This is a genomic window from Ferdinandcohnia sp. SAFN-114 (assembly GCF_059415045.1).
The window spans coordinates 1-24,862 of the sequence record NZ_JBPFDQ010000034.1 but is presented as its reverse complement, the minus strand read 5'-3'; the positions used below and the strand labels follow the sequence as shown (position 1 = coordinate 24,862).

Here is a 24,862-nt window from a genome sequence, read left to right as displayed (position 1 = left end):
CAAATGGGTTTTTCATCATTCCCCCATACTTTAACAAGGTAGATTATTACTATACTAATATACTAAATTTTACCAAAACCATTGACAATGGATTTAACTCAAGTTTACAATAATAAGAAGATGATAGATAAGAAAATTCAGAAATTAGAGGTTCTTAGTTATGAGTCAAAAAATAGCAATTGGGAAGATTGCTGTACTTTTAGCTACATTGACGGAAAAAGAAATGAAAACTTTATCATTTACGTTGAAGGATGTTAATTACTGCCAAGGAAAAGTCGGATCGATGAACATGCAGAAGGTAATTGCTGCTGTTGAAACAGCTGCAAAGCGGCATGGCCTTATACACGAGTCGCAGTATCGTGAAACCCACGCCTTGTATCACGCAATAATTGAAGGAATCGAAGGGGTAACAAGGGGGCAAACGGCAATAGGCGAAATCAGTCGAACAGTCGGTCTACGATTCGCCATCGTCCGAGGTACTCCTTATACCAATGAGGAAGAGGGAGAATGGATAGCCGTTGCTTTTTATGGAACAATTGGTGCGCCAATTAAAGGACTTGAACACGAAACAATTGGTCTTGGGATTAACCACATTTAGAGCTTATAGGACATGGAAAGTTTTATGTGCACGTAAAATGAGAATACTACTTATTAAAGGGAGATGACAAGAGCATCTCCTTTTCTTATGAAAGGAAGGGGTGTCATATTGGAAGAACATATTGTAGAGATTCTTAATCAAATTGAAAAAGAATACAACGTTAAAATTCTTTACGCTTGTGAATCTGGAAGCAGAACTTGGGGGATTGCAAGTGAAGAAAGTGATTATGATGTTCGTTTTATTTATATCCATCATCCCGATTGGTACCTTTCAATTGATCCAAAGCGAGATGTTCTTGAAATTCCGAAACATGATAAAGTAGGCATCCCAGTTAATCCATTAGTTGATATGACTGGTTGGGAACTTACAAAGGCACTTCGGCTATTTCGTAAATCTAATCCTGCGCTTCTGGAATGGTTGCACTCGAACATTACTTATTTCCAAGCGTATTCCTTCTTTGAAAGAATTCGACTTTTGGAACCTGCCGTTATATCACCTATTCCCTGCATGTACCACTATGTAAAAATGGCAAAAGGAAATTTTAAAGCTATTCAAGAAAAAGGTCAACATGTTAAAACGTATATCAATGTGATTCGGCCATTGTTGATGGCAAAATCAATTGAAAAATATAATAAAATGGTTAGTCTTGATTTGAATACTCTTGTTGCCGAATTGATAAATGAGGACAAACTAAAACTGGAAATCGAGAATCTAATAAGAGTAAAGACTTCTGGTCAAAAATTAGTTAACCAATTAACTGAGCTAGACAAATTTATTGAACACGAAATTCATCATCTGGAACGTTATAATACAAAATTAAAATCAAGTACCCTTAATCCGACTGGACTCCTTAATCAACTTTTTAGAGATATACTAACTGAAGTCTGGAAACCTGACGAAACAAGAATTCGTAGCCTTGAATAGGGGTAACAAAGTTATCCCTTTCTTATGCAATTTTATTATCTGAATCATCTTCTATTTTTTTCAGATGTGAGTGTCTAACATCCCAATAGTAGACCCTTGGGAGTCCCCAGTGTAGCCAATATTCATGAGCTAAAGTTACTCCGACAAATAAAATCATTTGAATCTCTACTTGTTTCACTATATATCTCCCCCTCTAAACAAGTATACGGACAGATACAGTTGTCCAATAACCTGTATAAAAAGAAAAACCCGTTCCAATAAATTACTAGCTTAGGAACAGGTCAAATATGTACCGGTACGAAAATCTGCGAATGCACTTTACTAAATAAAAGTTGGTTATTTATTTGTTTTTCTTATTTTCACGTGCAGCTTTCTTCCTTGCCTTTTTACTTAAACCTTGCTCAGCGCCAAATTCCGTGTCCATACTATTTGCTCCTGTTTGAGACTGGTTATTTTTCTTTTTAGCCAATTGTCAATCCTCCTTTTAGTTTTTATGTCCGCTGTTTTATACATCTTTCTTTTTTCCTATATTTTACAGCTTCCTCTATATCATAGGTAAAAAGGAAAATAATATACAAATTTCGACAAAAAGATGTTTCTTAAGCTTATTTTTAGTAAAATAATTCACATCTAGAGCATAGAAGGGATTTTGAAATAATGACATCATATCTTGTTATTGGAGCAGGGATACTTGGTTCATCAACTGCTTATCATCTGGCAAAAGCGGGTGAAGAAGTAATCATTGTCGACCGCAAGGATCAAGGTCAAGCAACAGATGCTGCGGCGGGAATTGTCTGTCCATGGCTATCCCAACGTCGAAATAAAGCATGGTACAGTTTAGCGAAAGCAGGTGCAAAATATTACTCCACGTTAATAAGCGAGCTTGAAGCATTAGGTGAGACTGATACTGGTTATAAAAAGGTAGGAGCAATTAGTCTTCATTTAGATGAAAACAAGCTTGATAAAATGGAAGAGCGAGCCCACACCCGTCGGAAAGATGCTCAGGAAATTGGAGAAATTACACGTTTAAACTCCACAGAGACAACCGAATTGTTTCCGCCATTATCTGTAGAATTTTCTGCTGTACACATAAGTGGGGCTGCCAGAGTGAATGGAAGGGAGCTTCGAAATGCATTAATACGAGCTGCCAAGCATTACGGTGCAATTGAACGGAATGGGAGTGCGAGTATCGTAAAAACGGATAAACACGTAATTGGTGTAAAAATAGAAAACGAAATAATTGAAGCCGATAAGATAATTGTAACGGCAGGAGTTTGGGCAAATGATTTACTTCAGCCTCTCGGTATTGATTTTCAAGTTTACTCACAGAAAGCTCAAATCGTTCACTTAGATCTTGAAGATTCAAACACAGACAATTGGCCAGTTGTCATGCCACCAAATGATCAATATATCTTGGCATTTGATGAAGGGAAGATTGTTGTAGGTGCAACACATGAAAATGATAAAGGAATGGACTACAGAGTAACCGCCGGTGGACTTCATGAAGTTTTAGATAAAGCTTTAAATATTGCTCCCGGGTTATCTGAGGGTACGGTATTAGAAACAAGAGTTGGTTTTCGACCATTTACACCTGACTTTCTCCCAGTAATTGGTGGCATCCCTGGCTTCGAAAATCTTTATGCCGCTAATGGACTCGGTGCTTCCGGATTAACAGTTGGCCCATTTTTAGGTAGCGAATTGGCGAAACTTGCCATGGGAAAAACACTTGAAATTGACTTAAGTCTCTATGAGATTTCAGGTGCTATTAAGTAACATTAATCCTTGCGTTTATAATAGATATGCTCCGCATCCAGTGTTCCTCCAAGTGTAACAATTCCATAAGAAAACTCTGACTGGAAACGTTTATCAGTTGGGGAACCTGGATTAAAAAGTAATGTTTCACCATGGTATTGTTTATAGGGAATATGTGAATGCCCAAACACAATCAAATCCAATTTCTGATCTTGGAAAGCTTCATAGGCTCGATCTGGTGTAGTTTTCTTTTTACCAACATGACCATGAACAATTCCGATTCTATATCCTTTTTTTACAATCATTAGTTTCTCCCCAAATGGTAACTCGGGTGGATCAATGTTCCCTCGTACACCTATAACGGGAGCGATTGTTTGCAGCTCTTCATAAACCTCAATTGTCGACCAGTCTCCAGCATGAATAATTAAGCCGGTACCACGTACACCTTCTACTAATTTTTCCGGTAGTTTATTTGCTCTTTTTGGCATATGTGTGTCTGAAATTACGGCAATCCTCATGAATATCAATCCTTCGCTTCTATTTTTATCTATTGTACCTTTTAGATTTTGTAGAGGAAAGAAAGCATAGTACAATCTAAATAAAAAGGGGGCAACCGGATGGATAATTTAATAAACAAGCTAGCAGTATATTTGAGGTCTTCTTCATTTACAACTGTGCTAACTGGAGCAGGAATGTCTGTCGAGAGTGGAATTCCTGATTTTCGCTCTAAATCAGGATGGTGGAGAAAGATTGATCCGCGGACTGTGGCCACAATAGAAGCTCTTGAATCTAACTATGATTTGTTTCATGAATTTTATTGCGCAAGAATAAGAGGTTTTCAGGAATGTTATCCCCATAAGGGACATGTTCTTCTCGCGGAATGGGAGCAGACAGGACTTATCCAAGCGATAGCAACACAAAATGTAGATGGATTTCATACAGTTGCAGGTTCAAAAAATGTCTCTGAACTACATGGTTCAATTCGTAACTTTCGATGCAATGGATGTGGCCGGCCAGCAAACGAAACTGATTTTTTATCCAAGCACACATGCGTAAATTGTGGTGGTAAACTTAGACCCGATATCGTTTTATTTGGTGAAATGCTTCCAGAGCAAGCATGGAATAATGCTTTAAGAAATATTCAAATTTCAGATTTAGTCATCATAATTGGAACGAGCTTAGAAGTATACCCAGTAAATGAACTTCCATCCATGACAAATGGAAAAACTGTGTTAATTAATAAAGATCGGTTAGACAGCTACCATCAATTTGACCTTAATATCCAAGGTAATGCAAAGGAAGTTTTGGAAAAAACTGACGAGATTATGAGGGCAAAATAAGCCTATCACCGTTAATCTAATACCTAGATATTTTTAAGCCTGACACCTAAATAATGGGGTCAGGCTTTAATAATATCCATTTATACCAACTAGAAAATTTTTCTAAATTAATAAAGAATATTTTCCAGAATAATGTTAAAATAGGCGATATTAGCAATTCCATTTTTACAACACGATAACAGGGGGATGTCAGTTTGAACACAAAATTTTCACGACCTAAGGGATTTGGGGAAATTCTTGATCTTACGTTTAGTTTGAGTAAAAGTCGATTTCGTGACTTTTTTACAATCTTACTTATTTTCATGGGACCTGTATATTTACTTGAAGCGCTTATCTTATTAGCTTCGGGAACAAGCTTTTTTAGAGAAGTTGGCCCTGGAGATGATTGGTTTACTCAAGTACTAAATAGTTTTGACGAAACAGTAGTTGCTGAGGAAATTGGCTTTGGCGGAGCATTAGGAACTATGTTTGTCGGTCTTGTTGGTGTATTGTTGTTTCCTGTTGCAGAAGCTGCAATTCTAATTGCATTAAACCATATTCGTAAAAATGAGGAATATACAATAAGTTCGGTTATAAAAGAAGCTTTTACACGCTTTTGGCCAATGCTCGGAAGTAATATCTTATTTGGTCTAATTGTGTTTGGTCTCTTCTTTGTTTCCATCATGATATTGGTACCGGTAGGGATATTTGGTGCTATTGCAGTACATATTTTCGGGATAATTTTAGCAATAGTATTAGGTCTAGGCTTGTTCGTTGGCACCGGATATTTACTAACACGTTGGGGCTTTTATTTTGGTTCTGTCATACTAGACTATGAGTCTCCTGGATTTTCTAGGAGTTGGCATTTATCAAAAAAACGTGGATGGGTTCTTTTTTGCCTATATATTGTTTTCTTTTTAATAATCAGTGCGATTAGTTTTGCCGTTGAAGCAACTTTCGGAATCTTTATGGGCAACAGTGTTCTATTAACTGTAATTGTTAACTTAACCACCATTTTTACGACCTTACTTTTTGCCGTAGGATATGGTGTGATGTACCTTGATGCAAGGGTCAGACATGATGCAGAGGACTTGGATGAGATGATTGAGGGTTTTAATGAACCTAGATAAGTGGTGATCAACAATGGCACAAATAAATGATGCAAGAGATCGGATTGATGAGATACTAAATGAAAAGGAATACCGAATTTACTATGACGAGTCCAGGAATGTGTTTCAGGAATGGTGGAATAAAGTAAAACAATGGCTCGCCGATTTACTAGAAAGTTTATTCCCAGCAATTGAATCAGGAAGTGGTGCCGCGGAGGTGGTGCTAATCCTGGTTATTCTTGCTGCTATTTTATTAGTAGGTATTGCGGTCTTTTTACTTGTACGAAATCAAACAAGAAAGTCAAAGTATAGTAATCATAAGCCTCTACATTCAGCTGAGGAACTTAACTGGACGTATCAAAAGCATTTGCGTGAAGCAATCAAGCATGAAGAAAATGAACATTTTTCACCTGCAACGCGCCATTTGTTTCTTGCACTGCTCTTATTTTTTCATGAAAAAGAATGGCTTGAGGCAAGGGTATGGAAAACAAATTGGGAGTATTATGATGAACTGCGCAAAGTAAATCAATTGTGGGCTGTTCAGTTTTATGATTTAGCACTTGTGTTTGATGAAGTTACTTATGGAGAATATGAGCTTACTAGAGCCGAGTATAGTCAATTTCGGAAAAAAGCTTTTATCTGGCTAGAAGCAAAAGGAGGAGGGGAGAACAATCATGCGCAAAACTAAAGTATGGATTCCCTTAATTGGGCTTATTGCGCTCCTACTCTTATTTACTTACTTTATTGAATCCCATAACCCAAAAGCGTATCCACATTACGTGTCTGATTCTCCTTCTCCAACTGGTGTAAAGGCAATTTATACATATTTAAATGATGACAATACCGTTAAAAGATGGTCACATTCCCCAAACCTTCTCACGAAACAAGATGAGAAACAAGTTTTGATCATGGTGGAGCCATACTTTACACCTGAACAAGAAGAAATGAATGGCTATCTAGATTTTATTGAGGCTGGAAACAAGTTGATTTTGTTTAAGTCAAATCCTAAAGGAATGTTTGATATTAAGACTCTTCCAGCAGATATTGACCCTTTTCTCGATGAGGCAATCACGATAAAAGATAAAAACGGAGTAGAATTTGATGCGTTTTTTCAGGCTACAGCCCGTATCATTCCAAGCGAAAATGAAAAGGTGCTGTTAAAGGATGAAGCTGGTGTAATTGCAACAAGCCAAAAAATGGGAGAAGGTGAATTGATTACAACTATTACACCAGAGTGGATGTTGAATGGCAATCTATCAGACTATGATCATATCCCACTAGTACTATCGTTAATTGAGGATAAAGAGGCATCTATTTATTACTTTGATGAGTATGTACATGGTCCCAAAAATGCTTCAAATTTGACAACATTGTACCCTAGCTGGTTTTTAGTATTGCTTTTACAGGGAGGATTAATCGTCCTGCTTTGGATTTGGAACAGAGGAAAACGATTTGGACAAGTGATTGTCCCACGCGAGGAAAATGTACGTTTTAGTGATGAAGGTATTCAAGCTTTAAGTGCATGGTATATAAGAGGCCGGTACTATCATGAATCGTTAAACATTCAAGCAGATTATGTGAAACAGCTAATTCAGGAAAAATGGGGATTTCCTTCTCATCGGGACTGGACAGACCTTTCGTCAAAGCTTACACACCGATGGTCCAAAAAAAATGAAAGTGATGTTAAGCAATATCTAATCAAACTTACAAAAATCTTACAAAATGAAAAACTAACTAAACAAGATTATTTGATCTGGTCAAGAAACTTAGATGAATTAAGAAAAGAGGTGGAGAAAGGATGAGATTAGAACTTACATCCTTACTGCAGAAATACGAGCAACGAATCTTAGGTCAGAATACCAATTTACGACTTTTATTATCTGCCATCTTAGCTGGAGGCCATGTCTTAATTGAAGGTGTACCTGGGACTGGGAAGACACAAATGGTCCGCTCACTTGCAAACTTACTTGGTGGTGATTTTACACGAATACAGTTTACACCTGACCTTTTACCTAGTGATATTACAGGTAGTATGATTTACAACATGAAGGAGGGCAGTTTTGAAACATTCAAAGGGCCTGTTTTCACAAATATCCTTTTAGCTGATGAAATTAACCGTACGCCGGCTAAAACACAAGCAGCACTATTAGAGGCAATGGAAGAAAAACAAGTAACCATTCAGGGTGAAACCTATCCGTTACCTGACGTTTTCTTCGTTGTTGCCACCCAAAACCCAATTGAATTTGAGGGTACCTATCGTTTGCCTGAAGCCCAACAAGACCGTTTCCTATTTAAATTACATATTGATTTTCCAGCTTCTGAGGAAGAAAAAAACATAGTAAAACAAGTAATTGAACAAAGTTTCATTCAATACGATGCTACAAATGTCCTTAACCTTCAAACATTTGTTTCGATTCGACAGGAAATTGAAAAAGTGACCTTAGGTGATGGCGTTTTAAATTACATAATCGAGATTGTTCGGAAAACGAGAGAATCCGAAACGATCCAATTTGGTGCGAGTACCCGAGCAGCAATCTCAATCGGAAAAGCTGCACAATCATGGGCATATTTAGCGGGAAGAGATTATGTGACTCCTGACGATGTAAAAATCGTATCAAAACCTGCACTTAGACACCGAATTCAGTTATCTCCACATGCAGAATTGGAGGGAATCACTATTGACGAAATCATTGAAGAGCTGGTGGGATCGGTTCCTGTTCCTAGATAGAGGCATCTTACCCACAAAACGATTGATTATTTTATTACTAATCCTTTCTATTGGCTTTTTTTTAAGTCTCTCAAAACTTTCATGGGAGCTGATGATTGGGTTAAATCTCTTTATGATCATAGGAAGCTTAGTAGATTTGTTGTTTTCACCTAACAAAAAACAGCTTGCTGCAAAACGTAAACTACAAGCTGAAATAGAGCGGGGGCTTCCCACTTCTATCGATATTGAAGTAACAAATCATTCGACATTTGGGCTATCATACCGATTAATTGATGGCATTCCTGGTTCCTTTACTCAGCCTTTTCTGATTAGTGGAAGGATATCTGGTGAAACAACTTCTAGAATCACTTATGTTACACGAGCTATGGAGCGCGGTGATTATCAAATGAACAAAATATATTTCCGTTACAAAAGCTACCTAGGCTTATGGGAAAAACAATTCACATTTACGATAAGTAACGAAGTGAAGGTTATACCAGATTTATCCGAAACAAGGCAATATCTTGAAAATGCACAGAAATTTTTATTATATGAAGGGGTCAAAATCCGGAAACAACAGACAGGTGCTGGCGAGTTTTCAAAAATACGAAGTTATGTCGTAGGAGACGACCCCCGAACAATCAATTGGAGGCAAACCGCAAAGCTCCAAGAAGTGATGACGAATGAGTACGAACCAGAGCATGGAAAGTATATTACGATTTTATTAGATTGTGGGCGAATGATGGGGGCTGAGTTAAAGAAGGGAAATCGTCTTGAGAGAGCGATGGAATCTGCTATTACAGTTGCAACAGCTGCACTACAAAATGGGGACTATGTTTCTTTCTTAGCATTTTCAACAGATGTAAAGGTGTTTGTCCCAGCCGGAAAAGGAATGGCACATCTCCAAACGATTTTGCATGCGATTTATAGTGTGAAAGTAGATGCTGCAGAATCAAATTATGGGGCTGTTTTATCTTATTTGGAAACGATGCAGAAAAAGCGAAGTCTTCTCTTGTTGTTTAGTGATATACATACATTTTTAAGGGAAGAAAGCATGTTAATCTATTTACGAAAGCTTAGACAAAGGCATTATTTCCTAATGGTCGGTATCCAGGATGCTACTTTAAACAAACGTATAGATGAGAATCCTACTACTGTCCAATCAGCCATGCTAAAAAGTATGGCACAGCAACAGATGCTCGTGAAAAAGAAGGAGAAACAAAAATGGGAAAAACAAGGCCTCATGATGGTTGAGGCCGATGAGGATAAATTAGCAATTACTGCTGTTTCCTATTATATCAATATCATGAATCGGAACTTGCTGTAGCTTCTTTTTTTAATAAAAAGAGTTTTCCTGTTAAAACGTAAAGAATCAATCCAATAACCGTTATGAATGCAACAGCATACTTAGCTTCAAGTGAAATCGCAGCAGGTGTGATAAACCCTTCAATAATTCCGGCAATTACAAATAAAGGAATCGTACCTAACAGCAACTGCACAGAGCGTTTTGCCTGATATTTGAGTTGGTAGCTTCTTGTATACTTGCCAGGAACCAGCAATTTATAGCCCATTAACAATCCAGCGCCACCTGCTATAAAGATAGCTGTAAGCTCAATCATCCCATGAGGGACAATATATGCCCAAAAATCATACGTTTTCCCATAATGCCAATATAATCCAGCTAAAGCACCGACGATAATGCCATTGTAGATTAATATATAGACGGTTAAGAGACCAAAAGTGATACCACTAGCAAACGCAAGGATGGCAACCTGAATATTATTTGTCATAATACTGGCGGACATTAAGGATGAATCCACTTCACCATCTGCACTTCCTAAATAGTCTGGGTCAACTCCTTGGGCTATTTCTGCTGGTAAAATGGAAAAAATATGAAGGGGATCCTGGTGAACTGAAAAAAAGCTGCCTACACCACCTAAAGTAAATAATAGTAAAGCAGCTACCGCAAATTTCCATTGTTCAAGTAAAAGACCAATAAATTTCGTACTGAAAAAATAACGAATTTGTTGAAAACTGGATACTTGATCTCTGTACAGGAGATTATGGGCTTTCGAGACAAGACCATTTAAATAAGGCGTAATCTCCTCGTCTGGAAAATAGGTCTGACTATACGAAAGATGCCCGGCACACTTTTGATAAAGTCTATGAAACTCATTAATTTCGGTACTGCTTCGCGATTTTCGACGCTTATGTAGGATGGAAATCAATTGCTCAAGCTGCTTCCATTCATCTCGATGCTGATTGACAAATTGCTTCATGTTCAATATGTAATCACCTCTTGAAATAGCAATATCCTTATTATAGTAATTTTAGAGAAAAATAGAAACATCATATGAAAAAACTACCTAGAAAAGGGGGGGTCTTTTTGAATCAAGAACAGACCAATATAAAAACACCTGAGTTTGTCTCCATCCAATTTCAGTTAGCAGGGGTGGGTAGCCGAGCTGCAGCTTTTTTTCTAGATACATTAATATTAACAACGGCAAGTCTTCTTGTTTTACTTACTCTATTACTTATTTTACATGGTAGCCCTGATCTTTGGTTGCTCGGAGAAAGTTTTTCTTCTGGACCAATCGCCATTACAATCATTCTTTTATTTATCTTAAACTGGTGTTATTTTTTTCTGCTTGAATTTTTTGCAGGAGGGAAGACGATTGGAAAAAAAGTCGTTGGAATTCGAGTTATCCAAGAAAATGGACATAGTATTACATTGCTATCAAGCTTTATTCGTAATTTTCTTCGGATTATTGATTCCATGCCAGCAGCCTATTTTGTAGCAATCATAATGGTTTTCTTTCATTCTAAACATAAGCGTATTGGCGATTTAGTTGCCGGTACTATCGTTATCCACGAAAGAAGAGCAAAAAATCATAAAAAACAAAGTCCACTTGAAAAAGAGATTTGGAAAAGAGGTCTTACAAAGAATTCTCTTACAGTTGATCAATGGACATTAAAATCGTTTGGAAATAAGGAATGGAAGCTGCTACAAACATATTGCAATCGATTTTTACAATTGAAAAATGATGTGAAAGACAGAAGAACTAAACAAATTGCAGACATTTTACTGCCAAAGGCAGGAATCGAAATAGCAGGAAAAACATATGAACAATTAGAAAATGAGCTATTAGTCCTATATTTAATCATGAAGGACGAATGGGAATTCGAACTATAATCTCCTACTTTAGACTGACATCTCAGGCTATCCTATGTATAATAAATATTACAGATTACTCAACTAGCGAGTAGGTATAATGACCCAAAATACTAGGATCTAAGATCACACAGGAGATTCGGAAAATGAAATGGAAAACTTTTAGCATTGGACTATTAATCATCAGCCTTTTTTCGGGGTGTTCAGCACATGCGAAGGAAGTAAAAATTGAAAATACGGAGGTAAAGGTGGGTTCAGAAGATATCATTGCTACAACAAATAAATCATTACCGCTCGATCTTTCAGAGGATCGTACAAAACAAATCACACATCTTATGATTCATTTTATTAGCAATGCCGCGCTCAAGCCCGAAGATCCTTATAATGTAGATGATGTCTACTCTCTTTTTAAGGAATATAATGTTTCTGTTCATTATTTAATTGATCGAAACGGAGAAATCTATAGTCTAGTCCCTGAGAATAGGGTTGCTTATCATGCTGGAAAGGGAAGTTTGAGTGATTTTCCGGAGTATGAAAATAAAATGAATGAATATTCAATAGGCATCGAACTCATTGCGATGGGGACAAAAGAGGAAATGACAGCAATTATACCCGAAGACATCTATAATCAAATTGATCCATCATTAGCTGGATATACGGATGCTCAATATCAATCGCTTAACCGTTTGGTACATAACATAGTAAAAAGAAATCCATCGATTTTACATGACAGACGCCATATCATTGGCCATAATGAATATGCTCCGGGAAGAAAAACAGATCCTGGCTCATTATTTGATTGGTCTAGAATCGGATTCTGAGTTGTCAGTAAACCTATACTTTTTAAAGGAATTTTCCTTTAGAGTATAGGCTTTTTTATTTGAAATAGTTTGAAAACTTTGGGGATATTCTTTATAATGAAAACGTATACATGCTTTGTTTTAACTTACTTAAGGGGGAGATCCATTTGTACGTGCCATTGCTTTTATCACAATTCTTAGATCGAGCTGTCAAACTATATGGTGCAAAAACAGCTTTAATTGATGATGACAAAAGCTTTACGTATGAGGAAGTAAACGAAAGAGTGAACCAGCTTTCACGTGGATTAAGACATCTTGGTGTGGAAAAAGGAGACCGCGTCGCGTACTTAGCTCCGAATACCTCTGAAATGTTTGAGGGTTTTTATGGTGTATTTCAAATTGGAGCCATCATTGTTCCTTTAAACACAAGATTAATTCCAACGGATTACGAGTATATACTAAACCACAGTGAAACAAAAATATTGTTTGTCGATCATGAGCTTATCGGAAACATTGAACCCATTCGCGAAAAACTGAAAACAGTTGAAACGATCATTGTCCATGGACAAAATGGGGAAACAGAATGGACTGTTCCTTATGAGGAATGGCTGGCACGTTTTGAAAAAACAGCAATTGAGCGACCGGATTTGGATGAGCAAGACATTGCGACATTATTATATACAAGTGGAACAACTGGAAAGCCAAAAGGCGTTATGCTTTCACATCGCAGTAATTACCTCCATGCATTAACAACCATGCACCATCTTCGTGTATCAGACCATGATACATTACTACATATTTTACCTATGTTTCATGTGAACGGCTGGGGCTCACCTTTTTACTATACAGCAAATGGTGCGACACAGGTTTGCTTTCGAAGGGTTAATGCTGATGAGATTTTCAGAAAAATAGATACCTATAAAGTAACCGTGATGCATATGGCACCAACTGTTTTAAATACATTATTACAATATGCTGCCAAAAATGAGATACCAAAACAGGACCAAGATGTACGAATTGTAATCGCAGGTTCAGCTCCACCACCAGCCTTCGTTAAACGGGTAGAAGAAGAGCTAGAGTGGGAGTTTATCCAGGTGTATGGCATGACTGAAGCTGCACCATTGATTACAACCTCCATCATACGTGATACACAGTATGATATTTCCCAAAGTGAAAAATATCGTTTAAAAGCAAAAGCTGGCTATGAATTTATCGGAGCCGACGTTCGTGTTGTTAATGAATTTGGGGAAGATGTTGCTCAAGATGGAAAGGAAATTGGCGAAGTCATCGTACGCAGTAACACTGTTATGGAAGGATACTTAAACAACAAAGAAGGCACGGACGAAGTCATTCGAAATGGCTATTATCATACAGGAGATATGGCGATTGTAGACGCACATGGAAATATTGAAATTGCAGACCGGAAAAAAGATATTATTATCAGTGGTGGTGAGAATATCTCTTCGATTGAGGTTGAAAGTGCTCTATACGACCATCCTGCGGTTTTAGAGGTTGCAGTTATTTCCATTCCTCATGAAAAATGGGGTGAAACGCCACAGGCAATTGTGGTCAAACGCGATGGCTATGACGTAACAGAAGAAGAGTTAATTGTATTTTCACGCAGTCGTTTGGCACATTTCAAAGCTCCTACAAAGATTGTCTTTAAGACTGAATTACCAAAAACTGCATCTGGTAAGATCCAAAAAGTACATCTTCGCAAAGAATACTGGCAGGAAAAAGAAAAATTTATTAATTAATTAAAAATCCCCCATTTTCCTAATTTGGAAAACGGGGGATTTTCATACGTCAAGCTTTTGTACTATATTTTTATCCTTTGAAAATGTCCAATTCACTAGAAAAATGCCTAAAAAAATAAACAGTGAACCAGCATAGACATACCATTCTACTACTTCTTTTAAAAGAATCCATCCGGATAATACTCCGAAGAATGGGGCAAGAAATAAGAAGGCTGAAGTTTTTCCTGGGTCACCGATATTTATTAAATAAAACCAAATGGCAAATTGCACAATTGAAGCCATGATTGCAAGCCATAAAATAATAAAAATTGATGTAGGCGCTATTGTTATAGTAGGTGTTTCAAGTGTAAAACTCATTAAGAGAAGAAGAAGGCCGCCAAAGAGCATCTGATAAGCCGTTAATACCCAAATATTAAAACGGGCTCCCCATTTTTTAATTAACAACGTTCCAATTGACCACGATAATGAAGCACCAAGGCCTAATAGAATTCCAACTTCTAAATGAAGGTGAGAGCCTAGTGTAATAAAGACTCCTGTCAAACCAACGATTACCCCAATCCAATGAAAGAGTTGATAGCGAATTCCAAGAAAGACGGTACTTAAAATAACAACGAGTAATGGATTGCTAAATGTGAGAATTGATGATTCTCCAGCAGAGATCGTTCGTAAGCTTAAGAAAATACAGCCCATAACACCTGCTGTTTGAAAAAAACCGACTGTAAAAATACGTAGCCAATCTAGTACTTTTTTGGGGAGTGGCTTTCTCCAAATAATTAAAGCCATAAGAATACCAGCAATTGTAAAACGTAATCCAACAAGCAGAAGAGGCGACACATAATTCAATCCGATTTTACCAACCGCAAATGATGAGCCCATTAACGCAGTAGTGGTCACAACAAGAACTGCAAATAGATATGGATTCATATTATTACTCCCACTTTTTTCCTCATCATATCATAAATTTAGTTTATAAACGGTATTTTTCTAACTAAATTCAAAAGAAAAAGGCAAGCTCGATGTGCTTACCTCTTTCATCATCAATGAGAAATTGAACATACTGATTGAATATCCTTCCTACGCTAGAGCTGGAATTCGTAACAAATTCAAAATCTTAGAAGTTAATCTTCTTATCGAGATTGTTAGTTTTACGAATGTAAAAAATAACTCTGGGAATAAGCGAAATAGAATATTCATCGTATTTCCCTCCACATTGATATTTTGTGATTGCAAAACTAATCACAAGATTATTGTTTCCTAATCGCGTATTATTAATGTGTACAGGTATGTTTTTATCTTTTCACTGGAAAGATAAAAGAGTACATAACTTTTTTTGGGGAGGGTTCTAATATGGATAAGATTAAAGTTGGAGAAGTATTTTCAATTAGTGATGAAACTGGTGAGGAGCAAGATGTAGAAGTTCTTGGTGTCGTTACAATTGAAGAGACTGAATATGTAGCAGTTGGCTTTCTTGAAGATTTAGAAGAGGATACTGAGGATGATATCGATATCTTCTTTTTGAAAATCGATGAAGAGGGCGATTTTTCTGCAATTGATAGTGATGAGGAATTTGAAAAAGTGTCTTCAGCTTTTGATGAGATTTTCGACGAGGAATTAGACGAAGACTAAAATGAAAACAATCCACTAACTCCACGTGAAAGCGTGGAGTTATTTTTCTATTCCTCATTCCATTCTTTGATAATTTCTTTTACCTTCTTTTTATCAATGATATTAATGGCATAGTAAATAATTTCTTTCGTTTTCATTTTCCTTACGGGATGATGTGCTACACCGTACAAATCTCCAAGGACTAAAACATCCATCATGGTAAATCCTATTAAAATAATCATTGGCTTCCTGTTTCCTGTCCATGTACCTTTCGTCCCTAGGACTACTGGAAGTGGTTTTTTCCTATTACTTATGTACTCATAAACCCAATCCTGCTCAGTAATTGTTTTAAACATGTACACAGCTCCATTAACCAAATTGCATACTTAAGATTCTACAAAAAAGTGCAATTCTATTCAAAAATAAACAAACTTCATATAAAATGGTCGTTATAGCCTAATAAAATTTTCCACTAGAGGTAACATCGACCTGGATGAATCGTTATGATATGAAATAAAGAGAATGTTCAAATTAAGGAGGAAATCATATGAAAAAGGCATTGATAAATGTAGATTATACAAATGATTTTGTGGCTAGTGATGGCGCATTGACTTGTGGTAAACCAGGTCAAGAAATTGAAAAAGAAATTGTTCGCATCACCGAAGAATTTATAAATAATGATGACTTTGTTGTATTTGCAATTGATCTTCATAAACAAGGCGATGAATTCCATCCTGAAACACGACTCTTCCCACCTCATAATATTGAGGATACATCAGGAAGATTGCTGTATGGTGACTTACAACGTGTATTTAATGAGCAACAAACCAATTCAAATGTATACTGGATGGATAAAACGAGATATTCTGCTTTTGCAGGCACCAATCTCGAAATCAAATTACGTGAGCGTGGAGTTACTGAAGTTCATATCGTAGGTGTTTGTACAGATATTTGTGTACTTCATACGGCTGTTGATACCTATAATCGTGGCTTTAAAATTGTCATTCATAGCTCAGCGGTTGCAAGCTTCAACCAGGCTGGTCATGAATGGGCATTAGGCCATTTTAAAGATTCCATCGGCGCAGAAGTACGTTAAGCGGTTCAATTACTGGAGGTATTTTTGGATGAATAAATATTTTAAAGATGACAGCTTTGCATTACATACAGATCTATATCAAATTAATATGGCTGAGATTTACTGGAGGGAAGGCTTAAATAACCGAAGAGCCGTTTTCGAAGTAAACTTCAGGAAACTTCCATTCGGAAATGGGTATGCCGTTTTTGCAGGACTTGAGAGAATCATTCATTTTCTTGAAAATTTCTCGTTCAGTGAAACCGATATTGCTTATTTAAGAGAAGAGGGATATAAGGAGGATTTTCTTAACTATCTCAAGGATTTACGTTTTACAGGAACGCTTCGGTCAATGAAGGAAGGAGAGGTCGTTTTTGCTAATGAACCACTTCTCCGTATTGAGGGTCCGATTTGTGAAGTCGTTTTATTGGAAACCCCTATTTTAAATATTATTAATTACCAAACATTAATTGCGACTAAAGCATCTCGTATCAAACAGGTTGTTGGCGATCAAATTGCGATGGAATTTGGTACAAGACGAGCACATGAATTGGATGCAGCGATTTGGGGTACAAGAGCTGCTTATATTGCAGGTTTTGATTCAACCTCTAACGTTCGAGCAGGTAAATTATTTGACATCCCAGTTTCCGGTACCCATGCACACTCAATGATACAAGCATATCGGGATGAATATGAGGCATTTAAACATTATGCAAAAACTCATAAAGACTGTGTCTTTCTCGTTGATACATACGACACATTGAAATCCGGTGTGCCAAATGCGATTAGGGTGGCAAAGGAAGAAGGAGACAATATTAATTTTATTGGAATCCGATTAGATAGTGGAGACTTATCTTATTTATCAAAGGAAGCACGCAAAATGCTGGATGAAGCTGGATTTAAAGATGCCAAAATTGTAGCATCGAATGATCTTGATGAACATACAATTATTAACTTAAAATCCCAAGGTGCAAAAATTGACTCATGGGGCATTGGAACAAAGCTGATTACGGCCTATGATCAACCAGCATTAGGTGCCGTCTATAAACTTGTATCCATTGAAGATAAAAACGGAAATATGGTAGACACTATCAAAATAAGTGGAAATCCTGAAAAGGTTTCTACACCAGGTTTAAAGCGCGTGTATAGAATAATTAATAAGAGCAGTCAAAAATCTGAAGGTGACTATATCACACTTGAACACGAAGACCCACAACACGAAGAACGCCTTAAAATGTTCCATCCTGTTCATACGTTTATTAGCAAGTTTGTTACGAACTTTGAGGCAAGGGAATTACAGCACATGATTTACGAAAATGGAACACTCGTTTATGAGATACCTACCCTGCAACAAATTCGTGAATATCTAAATGAAAATTTAACATTACTTTGGGACGAGTATAAGCGTACGACAATGCCTGAAGAATATCCTGTAGACCTCAGTCAAGAATGCTGGAATAATAAAATGAACCGAATTGAAGAGGTAAAATTAAATATTGAAGAAAAAATAGGTAAAATAAACGGATAAGAGTTTGTTCCTAAACAACCACAAAAGGAGGGGAACTTCATGAGTATTCAACAACAGATAATAAATGATTTACATGTAAAGCCAAGTATTGAACCAAAAGAGGAAATAAAACACAGAATAGCTTTTCTAAAAGCGTATCTGTTAAAAAGCAAGACAAAAGGATTTGTATTAGGAATTAGCGGTGGCCAGGATTCTACTTTAGCAGGCAAGCTATGTCAACTGGCAGTCGAGGAATTACGAAGTGAGGGGCATGAGGCTACCTTTATAGCTATTCGATTGCCTTATGGAATTCAAAAAGATGAAGATGATGCCAGAGCAGCCCTCACTTTTATCCAAGCAGACCGTGAAATGACCTTTGATATTGCATCAACAGTCGATGCGTTTGTTTCTCAGTATAAACAAGCGACAGGTGAAGAGATTAGTGACTTCAACAAAGGTAACGTAAAAGCGCGTGAAAGAATGATTGCACAATATGCAGTTGGAGGCATGCACAATTTATTAGTTGTTGGAACAGATCATGCAGCTGAAGCTGTTACTGGATTTTTTACTAAATATGGTGATGGTGGAGCAGATGTACTGCCATTAACAGGGCTAACCAAACGACAAGGACGTGCCCTATTGAAGGAATTAGGCGCAGAGGAACGCTTGTATTTGAAAGTTCCTACTGCAGATTTATTAGACCATACACCACAGCAAGCTGACGAAACCGAGCTCGGAATCTCATATGATATTCTTGATGATTATCTAGAAGGAAAACAAATTTCGCAAGAAGATGCAGATAAAATTGAGAAACGTTATCTCATTACTCAGCATAAACGACAAGTCCCAGCAAGCATGTTTGATGATTGGTGGAAATAGGATAGAGCCTGTTCTAAAATGTGAACAACATTTGGAACAGGCTTATTTTCTATAATTAGCTATTGCATCTTGGAAACATTTGTTAAACTTAAAAGGATTCATAAAGCAAAGGAGCCTACCTTTTTGAAAAAATTGTTCTTTATTGTATCTAGTTTAGTAGCCGTTATTTTGGTAATTTCAATTATTAATTATGAAAGATCATTGAAGGACTCTTCGCCATCAAAAAACATTGTGAACCCTCCAGTTTCAGAACAGAAACCAGCCCCACTGCAACCTATACCTGTCACTGACAGAATTGGATATACATTGCAAAATAATGAATTAAACATCACATATGACAATGGGATTAACTGGGTTACTGTTCCAGTAGTAGTGGATCATTTATTTAGCGGTGAATATAACGGTAACAAAACTGAACTCATTCCAGACAGTTTTATACTTTCCGATAAAAGTGCTGCATTTCTAACTACAATTGGTCCTATAAAATTAATAGCCTCACTGGATAATGGTGCTACCTGGCAGGAATCAATTGTATATGAAAATGCCCCTGCTATTCGATTCCGTAAGGTGGATTTCCTCAATGACCAATTTGGCTATGTCATATTATCCGGTGACAGAACAATGTCTCAAGAATGGTCGTCTATTTTCATCACGAATGATGGGGGTAATTCCTTCCGAGAAGCATCTTCCCCTGGTACAACAAGACTTATTTATAATGGAAGCTTTGTCAATGAGAATATTGGATTTTTATCGTACGGAGTCATTAATCCGGAAGAGCCTGACTTTTATGTGACCACGGATGCCGGATACTCATGGAATCAAGCCAGCTTTACTATTCCAGAAAAATATCATAAGGTATTCGTTACAGCAGAGGAACCTTATAAAGAAGGTGATCATCTAGCCGTGCTTCTAAATCAAGGGCCAAATGGAGATTATATGGGCGGAAAAGTAAAAGGTAAATTTATTTCATTTGACCAAGGTTTAACCTGGAAGTTTGCTTCGGAGGTAGCACCTAATGACGAACCGTAAAAAACTAGTTGGGTTGATTTTGTTTGTAATGGCTATCGGATTATTTTTACTCCAAATGATCTATTTTTACCTCCATGCTAAATTTTTTGTAGAGTATAGTGACAATCGGCTGTTTTATGTGTTCAATATTGCAATAGCTTTATTATTTGGTCTTTCAATGATCGTACTATTTAACATGAAACGGACAGCTAAAATAATAAGCATTTTCATGTTACTATTATTTATTTTGATTAATAGTACATTGATTTTTAAACATCCAATACCTCAAATCGTAAGTGTTTCCCCAGATTTTAAGAATATTTTCGTTGTAAAAGAAATAAGGGGAGAAGCCAGGTATTATCGAACCTATTATGGCATTTTCGCACGACAAAAGGAAACGCTTCCGTATCATCTTAAGGGCGAATATAAAATTGACTGGGTAACAAATGATGTGGCTGCGCTGACATATAAGGCAATGGATGATTCACTCCACCAATTTATTGGTACTTATTGCGACCGAGGTAGTGGAATATCTTATTATTATGTAGGCTCAGCCTTATATGGTGAATGGAAAGGGAGCAATAGTTCAATATCTACACATACAGAAGGAATTACAGTTAATCATGGCAGGAGTAAGGAAACCTTTAACTGGGACCAAATCGTTCAATTTGGCACATTGGCTGTTGTATTAGTTGATGATCATGAAGCAAAATGGATAATTGCATTAAATGATGATTTTATAATGGATTCAGGTTCTGGAATAGGTGTGGCAGGAACAATCAGTCTTTTTCAAGCATCGATGGAGCATAAGGAAATACTGATACTAAAAAGATAAGAACGCACAAAGTGCGCTCTCGGAAATTTATCTTCTTTTCTTTTTTGGATCCACAAGCGCACTCTTTTTTACTACAGTAGCTAACTCAACCTGAACATGGACATTTCTTCCATCAATGTCTGTTACATTGATTACTTTTCCTTTTCGACCTTTTATTTTAATTGCATCCTCAACTGCAGGAACATTTTGTACGAGTTGTGTTAATAAGAGATTTTTATTTTCAAAGTAATGAACAACAAACATGCTTATCACCTCATATGAAATTCATTATAAGTGCCCAAATATTCACTTGATAATATATGTGGGAAAACTCTTTTGGTCCATAAAATATAAGATTTTTTTAGGGGGAGAATTATGATGGAAATAAGGGTATACGAGAATACTGATGAAATTAGTTGGTTACGATGCAGGGTATTGGCGTTTCTAGACACTGCCTACTATGACAACGTTTTAAAGGAAAAAGAGAAATACGATAATCCAGCCATTGAATTAGTTGCAATTGAAAACGGAAAAGTAATTGGATTATTGGACATAGAATATGAAACCGAGGAAAGAACTGTTTGCTCGAGAGGAAGCGGACTTGGTGGGATGATTTGGCATCTGGCTGTCCATCCGGATTACAGAAGAAAGGGAATAGGTGCCGAATTACTTAGGAAGGCTGTACAAATAGCAAAAACAAAGAATCTAAATCGATTGGAAGCTTGGACAAGAGATGACAACTGGGTCCGAAAATGGTATGAAACAAGTGGATTCCTCAAGGTAAATTCTTATTTTCATGTATATCTCGAAGGACAAGAGGGACTTGAAACTAAGATACCTAACCTAAAACCAGTGTACTCCTTCGCACACTACTTAGGGAAGGACCTACAAATGATCAAAAACAAGTTTTCAAGGGTACATGAATGTATTTGTTATGAAAAAACATTGAAGTAAAACATAATATTATTATGTAAACTAATAACTTTATTGGAACGCACATTAATTTGGTGCGTTTTTTAAATTCAATAATCACCTCGTTTTGAATTAACCTATCTCAAAATTAGATTAATCTTATCAAAAAATGATATAAACAATAAAAAACTCCTATTCGCCATTTTCTACTCTTGGCTTTCACAACATAAAATAACAAAACCATACAAAAAATCTACTTTTTTAAGCATATTGAAAGTAGGTAAATTAAGGGTTCTGTCATGGTTATTATTGATTAATATCAAAATTAGATTGATTTTATAAAAAATTAGCATTGATTAGATGGATAAAAACGGTATAAAATAAAAAACAAGAAAAAAGACGATTTATAACTTAAAATCTTAGTTCACTTCTAATAAACAAATGGAAAGGGTGATTGGATGCAACAAATTAGACAACCAAATAAACAGGGGTTATATGATCCTAAATATGAACATGATGCTTGCGGGATTGGCTTTATTGCTGATTTGAAAGGAGAAGCTACACATCAAACGGTAACACAAGGAATATCCATGCTTTGTCGTATGGAACACCGAGGTGCACAAGCTGGTGATTCAAATACAGGAGATGGAGCAGGAATCTTAACTCAAATCCCGCATTTGTTTTTCCAAAAAGCTTGTTCAAAACTGAGCATGATGGAACCAGGTAGCTATGGTGTAGCAATGGTATTTTTACCTCAAAATCCTGTGATAAGAAAGCAATGTCAGGACGCTTTTCAAAACATTGTTGAGGACGAAGGACAGGAATTACTAGAATGGCGCACAGTTCCTGTAGATGAGAAGCCTATCGGTGACAGCGCCAGAAAGAGTCAGCCTTTTATATGTCAACTATTTATAGGTAATAAAGTCGGGGATGTCGAGGAATTTGAAAGACTCCTTTATGTGATCCGGAAAAGAACGGAAAAAAAGATACGGGAAGCACAACTTGCTGCTAATGAAACATTTTATGTAGCCAGCGCATCAGCAAGAACCATTGTTTATAAAGGAATGTTAACTCCAGGGCAACTTGACCAATATTATCTTGATCTAAAAGACAACGATTTTCAATCATCCTTTGTGCTCGTTCATTCTCGCTATAGCACAAACACTTTTCCTAGCTGGGAAAGAGCACATCCAAACCGAATGTTAGTTCATAATGGTGAAATTAACACACTTAATGGAAATGTCAATTGGATGAAGGCTAGAGAAAGAAAGCTGGAATCACTAGTTTGGAAAGACAAATTATCAGAACTTGTTCCAATCATTGACCAGAATGGAAGCGACTCCGCTGCATTTGACAACAGTCTAGAATTTCTAATACGGTCCGGAAGATCATTACCCCACGCGGCTATGATGATGGTTCCAGAACCGTGGGAGAATAATCCTTCTATGGATAAATCGTTAAAAGCTTTCTACGAGTTTCATAGTCATTTAATGGAGCCATGGGATGGACCAGCAGCCTTTGCATTCACAGATGGACTGCAAATTGGTGCTATGCAAGACAGAAACGGTCTTCGTCCAGCGCGATATTATGTAACCGTTGATAATACAATTATTTTTGCTTCAGAAGCAGGTGTCATCGATCTTAAACCTGATCAAATTCTGGAAAAGGGAAGATTAAGTCCAGGAAAAATGCTACTAGTTGATTTAAAGAAACAAAAAGTAATTCAGGACGAAGTAGTCAAACGCGAGATAGCAAATGAGCACCCCTACCAAATATGGTTAGAGTCAAATCGTATTCATATTAATCAATTAAAATCTTTATCTCATGAACAAAAAGAGTTCCCTGTCTCAAGATACCAGCAAGTATTCGGTTTTACTTTGGAGGAAATCAAGCAAGTGATTGGTGCAACGGCGGTCGAATCAAAGGATCCTATCAATTCAATGGGGAATGATATGCCATTAGCCGTTCTTTCAAATCAATCACAGCTCTTATACAACTATTTTAGACAGCTTTTTGCACAGGTAACAAACCCTCCAATCGATGCAATTCGGGAGAAATTCGTGACATCAGCATCCACTCTACTAGGAGCAGAAGGAAATCTACTCAATCCAACTGAAAGTAGCTGTCAGCGTATTCGATTGGAATCACCTATTTTATCAGATAATGAACTGGCAAGACTTCAAGAACATTTCAGACTAAAAGAAATTCCAATGTTGTTTAGAGCAGAGGATGTTGAAGGTACACTGGAAACGGCTTTACAAGACCTATTCAGTAGGGTTGATGAGGCGATTCAAAATGGACACACCCTTATCCACTTATCTGATAGGCATGTTACTCATGAATGGGCACCGATCCCTGCATTACTTGCAGTAAGTGGACTGCACCACCACCTAGTACAACAGGGAACTAGAACAAATGTAAGCATTATTGTCGAAACAGGTGAAGCTCGTGATGTTCATCAACTAGCTATGCTAATTGGTTTTGGGGCAGATGCAATTAATCCATACCTCGCATTGGCAAGTATTGAAGATCTCGTAGCAAACGGGGAGCTTCAAGAAGAAATCAATATAGATAAGGCTATTCATAATTATACAAAAGCCATAACAGAAGGTATCGTAAAGATCATGTCAAAAATGGGGATTTCTACGATTCAAAGTTATCGTGGTGCCCAAATATTTGAGGCAGTTGGGATTGCTGAAAATGTAATCAATCAATATTTTACAGGAACACCATCAAGTTTAGGTGGGATTACCCTAGATATTGTTGCAAAAGAAGTTTTGATGAGACATCAACTTGCCTTTAATGAGGCAGAAACAACATTAAAACCAGGAAACGAGTTCAAATATAGGAATGATGCTAGACTAAAAAGTAGACACAGATTGTTATAATAAATATATCAACTATAACGAGGTGTGTCTGTATGGCAA

At 36.9% G+C, this 24,862-nt stretch carries 27 protein-coding genes; 20 read left to right on the top strand and 7 right to left on the bottom strand.

Translation table 11 applies throughout. The annotated features are described in order from the left end of the window. Positions 1-160: 160 nt before the first annotated feature. The gene (gene hutP / locus ACR65M_RS12540) at positions 161-598 is read left to right on the top strand and encodes a histidine utilization transcription antiterminator HutP (protein ID WP_440273468.1); all 438 of its coding nucleotides are present in this window, start codon (positions 161-163) and stop codon (positions 596-598) included. 108 nt (positions 599-706) lie between these two features. Further along, the gene (locus ACR65M_RS12535) at positions 707-1,522 is read left to right on the top strand and encodes a nucleotidyltransferase domain-containing protein (RefSeq protein WP_440273467.1); all 816 of its coding nucleotides are present in this window, start codon (positions 707-709) and stop codon (positions 1,520-1,522) included. A gap of 22 nt (positions 1,523-1,544) precedes the next feature. Here the strand turns inward: ACR65M_RS12535 and ACR65M_RS12530 are convergent, their stop codons facing one another. Both ACR65M_RS12530 and ACR65M_RS12525 read right to left on the bottom strand, forming a co-directional pair. Beyond that, complete coding sequence (locus ACR65M_RS12530; RefSeq protein ID WP_165918300.1) at positions 1,545-1,700, bottom strand: hypothetical protein; 156 nt, start codon at positions 1,698-1,700, stop codon at positions 1,545-1,547. Between the two features lie 162 nt (positions 1,701-1,862). Continuing rightward, a complete protein-coding gene (locus ACR65M_RS12525; protein WP_309099552.1) occupies positions 1,863-1,991 on the bottom strand; it encodes a hypothetical protein in 129 nt (42 codons plus the stop codon). A gap of 188 nt (positions 1,992-2,179) precedes the next feature. On the opposite strand from ACR65M_RS12525, the gene ACR65M_RS12520 reads away from it, so the two are divergent. Further along, the gene (locus tag ACR65M_RS12520; protein WP_440273466.1) at positions 2,180-3,295 is read left to right on the top strand and encodes an NAD(P)/FAD-dependent oxidoreductase; all 1,116 of its coding nucleotides are present in this window, start codon (positions 2,180-2,182) and stop codon (positions 3,293-3,295) included. A gap of 2 nt (positions 3,296-3,297) precedes the next feature. Here the strand turns inward: ACR65M_RS12520 and ACR65M_RS12515 are convergent, their stop codons facing one another. Beyond that, entirely contained in the window at positions 3,298-3,792 is a 495-nt protein-coding gene (locus ACR65M_RS12515) for a metallophosphoesterase family protein (RefSeq protein ID WP_440273465.1), read from the bottom strand. A gap of 99 nt (positions 3,793-3,891) precedes the next feature. Here ACR65M_RS12515 and ACR65M_RS12510 point away from each other — a divergent pair, with 99 nt between their 5' ends. The 6 genes from ACR65M_RS12510 (at position 3,892) to ACR65M_RS12485 (ending at position 9,736) form a co-directional block, all read left to right on the top strand. Next, complete coding sequence (locus ACR65M_RS12510; RefSeq protein WP_440273464.1) at positions 3,892-4,614, top strand: NAD-dependent deacylase; 723 nt, start codon at positions 3,892-3,894, stop codon at positions 4,612-4,614. A gap of 194 nt (positions 4,615-4,808) precedes the next feature. Then, on the top strand, positions 4,809-5,723 hold the full coding sequence (locus tag ACR65M_RS12505; protein ID WP_440273463.1) for a hypothetical protein: 915 nt from the start codon (positions 4,809-4,811) through the stop codon (positions 5,721-5,723). 13 nt (positions 5,724-5,736) lie between these two features. Continuing rightward, positions 5,737-6,390: a DUF4129 domain-containing protein gene (locus ACR65M_RS12500; protein ID WP_341331689.1), complete on the top strand. Its 654-nt coding sequence runs from the start codon at positions 5,737-5,739 to the stop codon at positions 6,388-6,390. After that, positions 6,377-7,504 carry a DUF4350 domain-containing protein gene (locus ACR65M_RS12495; protein ID WP_440273462.1) on the top strand — a complete coding sequence of 376 codons (1,128 nt, stop codon included), beginning with the start codon at positions 6,377-6,379 and terminating at the stop codon, positions 7,502-7,504. Before ACR65M_RS12500 ends, ACR65M_RS12495 begins: the two co-directional genes overlap by 14 nt. Then, complete coding sequence (locus tag ACR65M_RS12490; RefSeq protein WP_440273461.1) at positions 7,501-8,430, top strand: AAA family ATPase; 930 nt, start codon at positions 7,501-7,503, stop codon at positions 8,428-8,430. The genes ACR65M_RS12495 and ACR65M_RS12490 overlap by 4 nt, the downstream gene beginning before the upstream one ends. Next, the gene (locus ACR65M_RS12485; RefSeq protein WP_341331692.1) at positions 8,381-9,736 is read left to right on the top strand and encodes a DUF58 domain-containing protein; all 1,356 of its coding nucleotides are present in this window, start codon (positions 8,381-8,383) and stop codon (positions 9,734-9,736) included. The genes ACR65M_RS12490 and ACR65M_RS12485 overlap by 50 nt, the downstream gene beginning before the upstream one ends. On the opposite strand, the gene ACR65M_RS12480 is transcribed toward ACR65M_RS12485, so the two are convergent. Beyond that, positions 9,714-10,694, bottom strand: a complete 981-nt coding sequence (locus tag ACR65M_RS12480) for a stage II sporulation protein M (protein ID WP_440273460.1) — start codon at positions 10,692-10,694, stop codon at positions 9,714-9,716. The genes ACR65M_RS12485 and ACR65M_RS12480 overlap by 23 nt on opposite strands. Before the next feature lie 101 nt (positions 10,695-10,795). Here ACR65M_RS12480 and ACR65M_RS12475 point away from each other — a divergent pair, with 101 nt between their 5' ends. From ACR65M_RS12475 to ACR65M_RS12465, 3 genes are all read left to right on the top strand, one after another. Continuing rightward, positions 10,796-11,602: an RDD family protein gene (locus ACR65M_RS12475; protein WP_440273459.1), complete on the top strand. Its 807-nt coding sequence runs from the start codon at positions 10,796-10,798 to the stop codon at positions 11,600-11,602. A 125-nt stretch (positions 11,603-11,727) separates the two neighbouring features. Continuing rightward, a complete protein-coding gene (locus ACR65M_RS12470; RefSeq protein WP_440273458.1) occupies positions 11,728-12,402 on the top strand; it encodes an N-acetylmuramoyl-L-alanine amidase in 675 nt (224 codons plus the stop codon). Between the two features lie 110 nt (positions 12,403-12,512). Further along, positions 12,513-14,138, top strand: coding sequence for a long-chain-fatty-acid--CoA ligase (locus tag ACR65M_RS12465; protein WP_440273457.1), 1,626 nt, complete (start codon positions 12,513-12,515; stop codon positions 14,136-14,138). Positions 14,139-14,180: 42 nt separating this feature from the next. Here ACR65M_RS12465 and ACR65M_RS12460 read toward each other — a convergent pair whose 3' ends face one another. Then, entirely contained in the window at positions 14,181-15,062 is an 882-nt protein-coding gene (locus ACR65M_RS12460) for a DMT family transporter (protein ID WP_440273456.1), read from the bottom strand. 423 nt (positions 15,063-15,485) lie between these two features. Between ACR65M_RS12460 and ACR65M_RS12455 the strand changes: the two genes are divergently transcribed. Then, the gene (locus ACR65M_RS12455; protein ID WP_341331698.1) at positions 15,486-15,764 is read left to right on the top strand and encodes a DUF1292 domain-containing protein; all 279 of its coding nucleotides are present in this window, start codon (positions 15,486-15,488) and stop codon (positions 15,762-15,764) included. A 47-nt stretch (positions 15,765-15,811) separates the two neighbouring features. Here the strand turns inward: ACR65M_RS12455 and ACR65M_RS12450 are convergent, their stop codons facing one another. Next, complete coding sequence (locus ACR65M_RS12450; RefSeq protein ID WP_440273455.1) at positions 15,812-16,099, bottom strand: hypothetical protein; 288 nt, start codon at positions 16,097-16,099, stop codon at positions 15,812-15,814. A 191-nt stretch (positions 16,100-16,290) separates the two neighbouring features. Here ACR65M_RS12450 and ACR65M_RS12445 point away from each other — a divergent pair, with 191 nt between their 5' ends. From ACR65M_RS12445 to ACR65M_RS12425, 5 genes are all read left to right on the top strand, one after another. After that, positions 16,291-16,839, top strand: a complete 549-nt coding sequence (locus tag ACR65M_RS12445; RefSeq protein WP_440273454.1) for a cysteine hydrolase family protein — start codon at positions 16,291-16,293, stop codon at positions 16,837-16,839. Between the two features lie 28 nt (positions 16,840-16,867). Next, positions 16,868-18,343: a nicotinate phosphoribosyltransferase gene (locus ACR65M_RS12440; protein ID WP_341331701.1), complete on the top strand. Its 1,476-nt coding sequence runs from the start codon at positions 16,868-16,870 to the stop codon at positions 18,341-18,343. A gap of 39 nt (positions 18,344-18,382) precedes the next feature. Beyond that, entirely contained in the window at positions 18,383-19,201 is an 819-nt protein-coding gene (gene nadE / locus ACR65M_RS12435) for an NAD(+) synthase (RefSeq protein ID WP_440273453.1), read from the top strand. Between the two features lie 123 nt (positions 19,202-19,324). Continuing rightward, positions 19,325-20,230 (top strand): WD40/YVTN/BNR-like repeat-containing protein, encoded by a 906-nt coding sequence (locus tag ACR65M_RS12430; protein WP_440273452.1) that lies wholly within the window; start codon positions 19,325-19,327, stop codon positions 20,228-20,230. Beyond that, positions 20,217-21,044, top strand: a complete 828-nt coding sequence (locus tag ACR65M_RS12425) for a hypothetical protein (protein ID WP_440273451.1) — start codon at positions 20,217-20,219, stop codon at positions 21,042-21,044. Before ACR65M_RS12430 ends, ACR65M_RS12425 begins: the two co-directional genes overlap by 14 nt. A gap of 27 nt (positions 21,045-21,071) precedes the next feature. Here ACR65M_RS12425 and ACR65M_RS12420 read toward each other — a convergent pair whose 3' ends face one another. Next, entirely contained in the window at positions 21,072-21,287 is a 216-nt protein-coding gene (locus ACR65M_RS12420; protein ID WP_341331705.1) for a hypothetical protein, read from the bottom strand. A 114-nt stretch (positions 21,288-21,401) separates the two neighbouring features. On the opposite strand from ACR65M_RS12420, the gene ACR65M_RS12415 reads away from it, so the two are divergent. Both ACR65M_RS12415 and ACR65M_RS12410 read left to right on the top strand, forming a co-directional pair. Beyond that, positions 21,402-21,977 (top strand): GNAT family N-acetyltransferase, encoded by a 576-nt coding sequence (locus ACR65M_RS12415; protein WP_440273474.1) that lies wholly within the window; start codon positions 21,402-21,404, stop codon positions 21,975-21,977. Between the two features lie 416 nt (positions 21,978-22,393). Next, complete coding sequence (locus ACR65M_RS12410) at positions 22,394-24,823, top strand: glutamate synthase central domain-containing protein (RefSeq protein ID WP_440273450.1); 2,430 nt, start codon at positions 22,394-22,396, stop codon at positions 24,821-24,823. Positions 24,824-24,862: the final 39 nt, after the last annotated feature.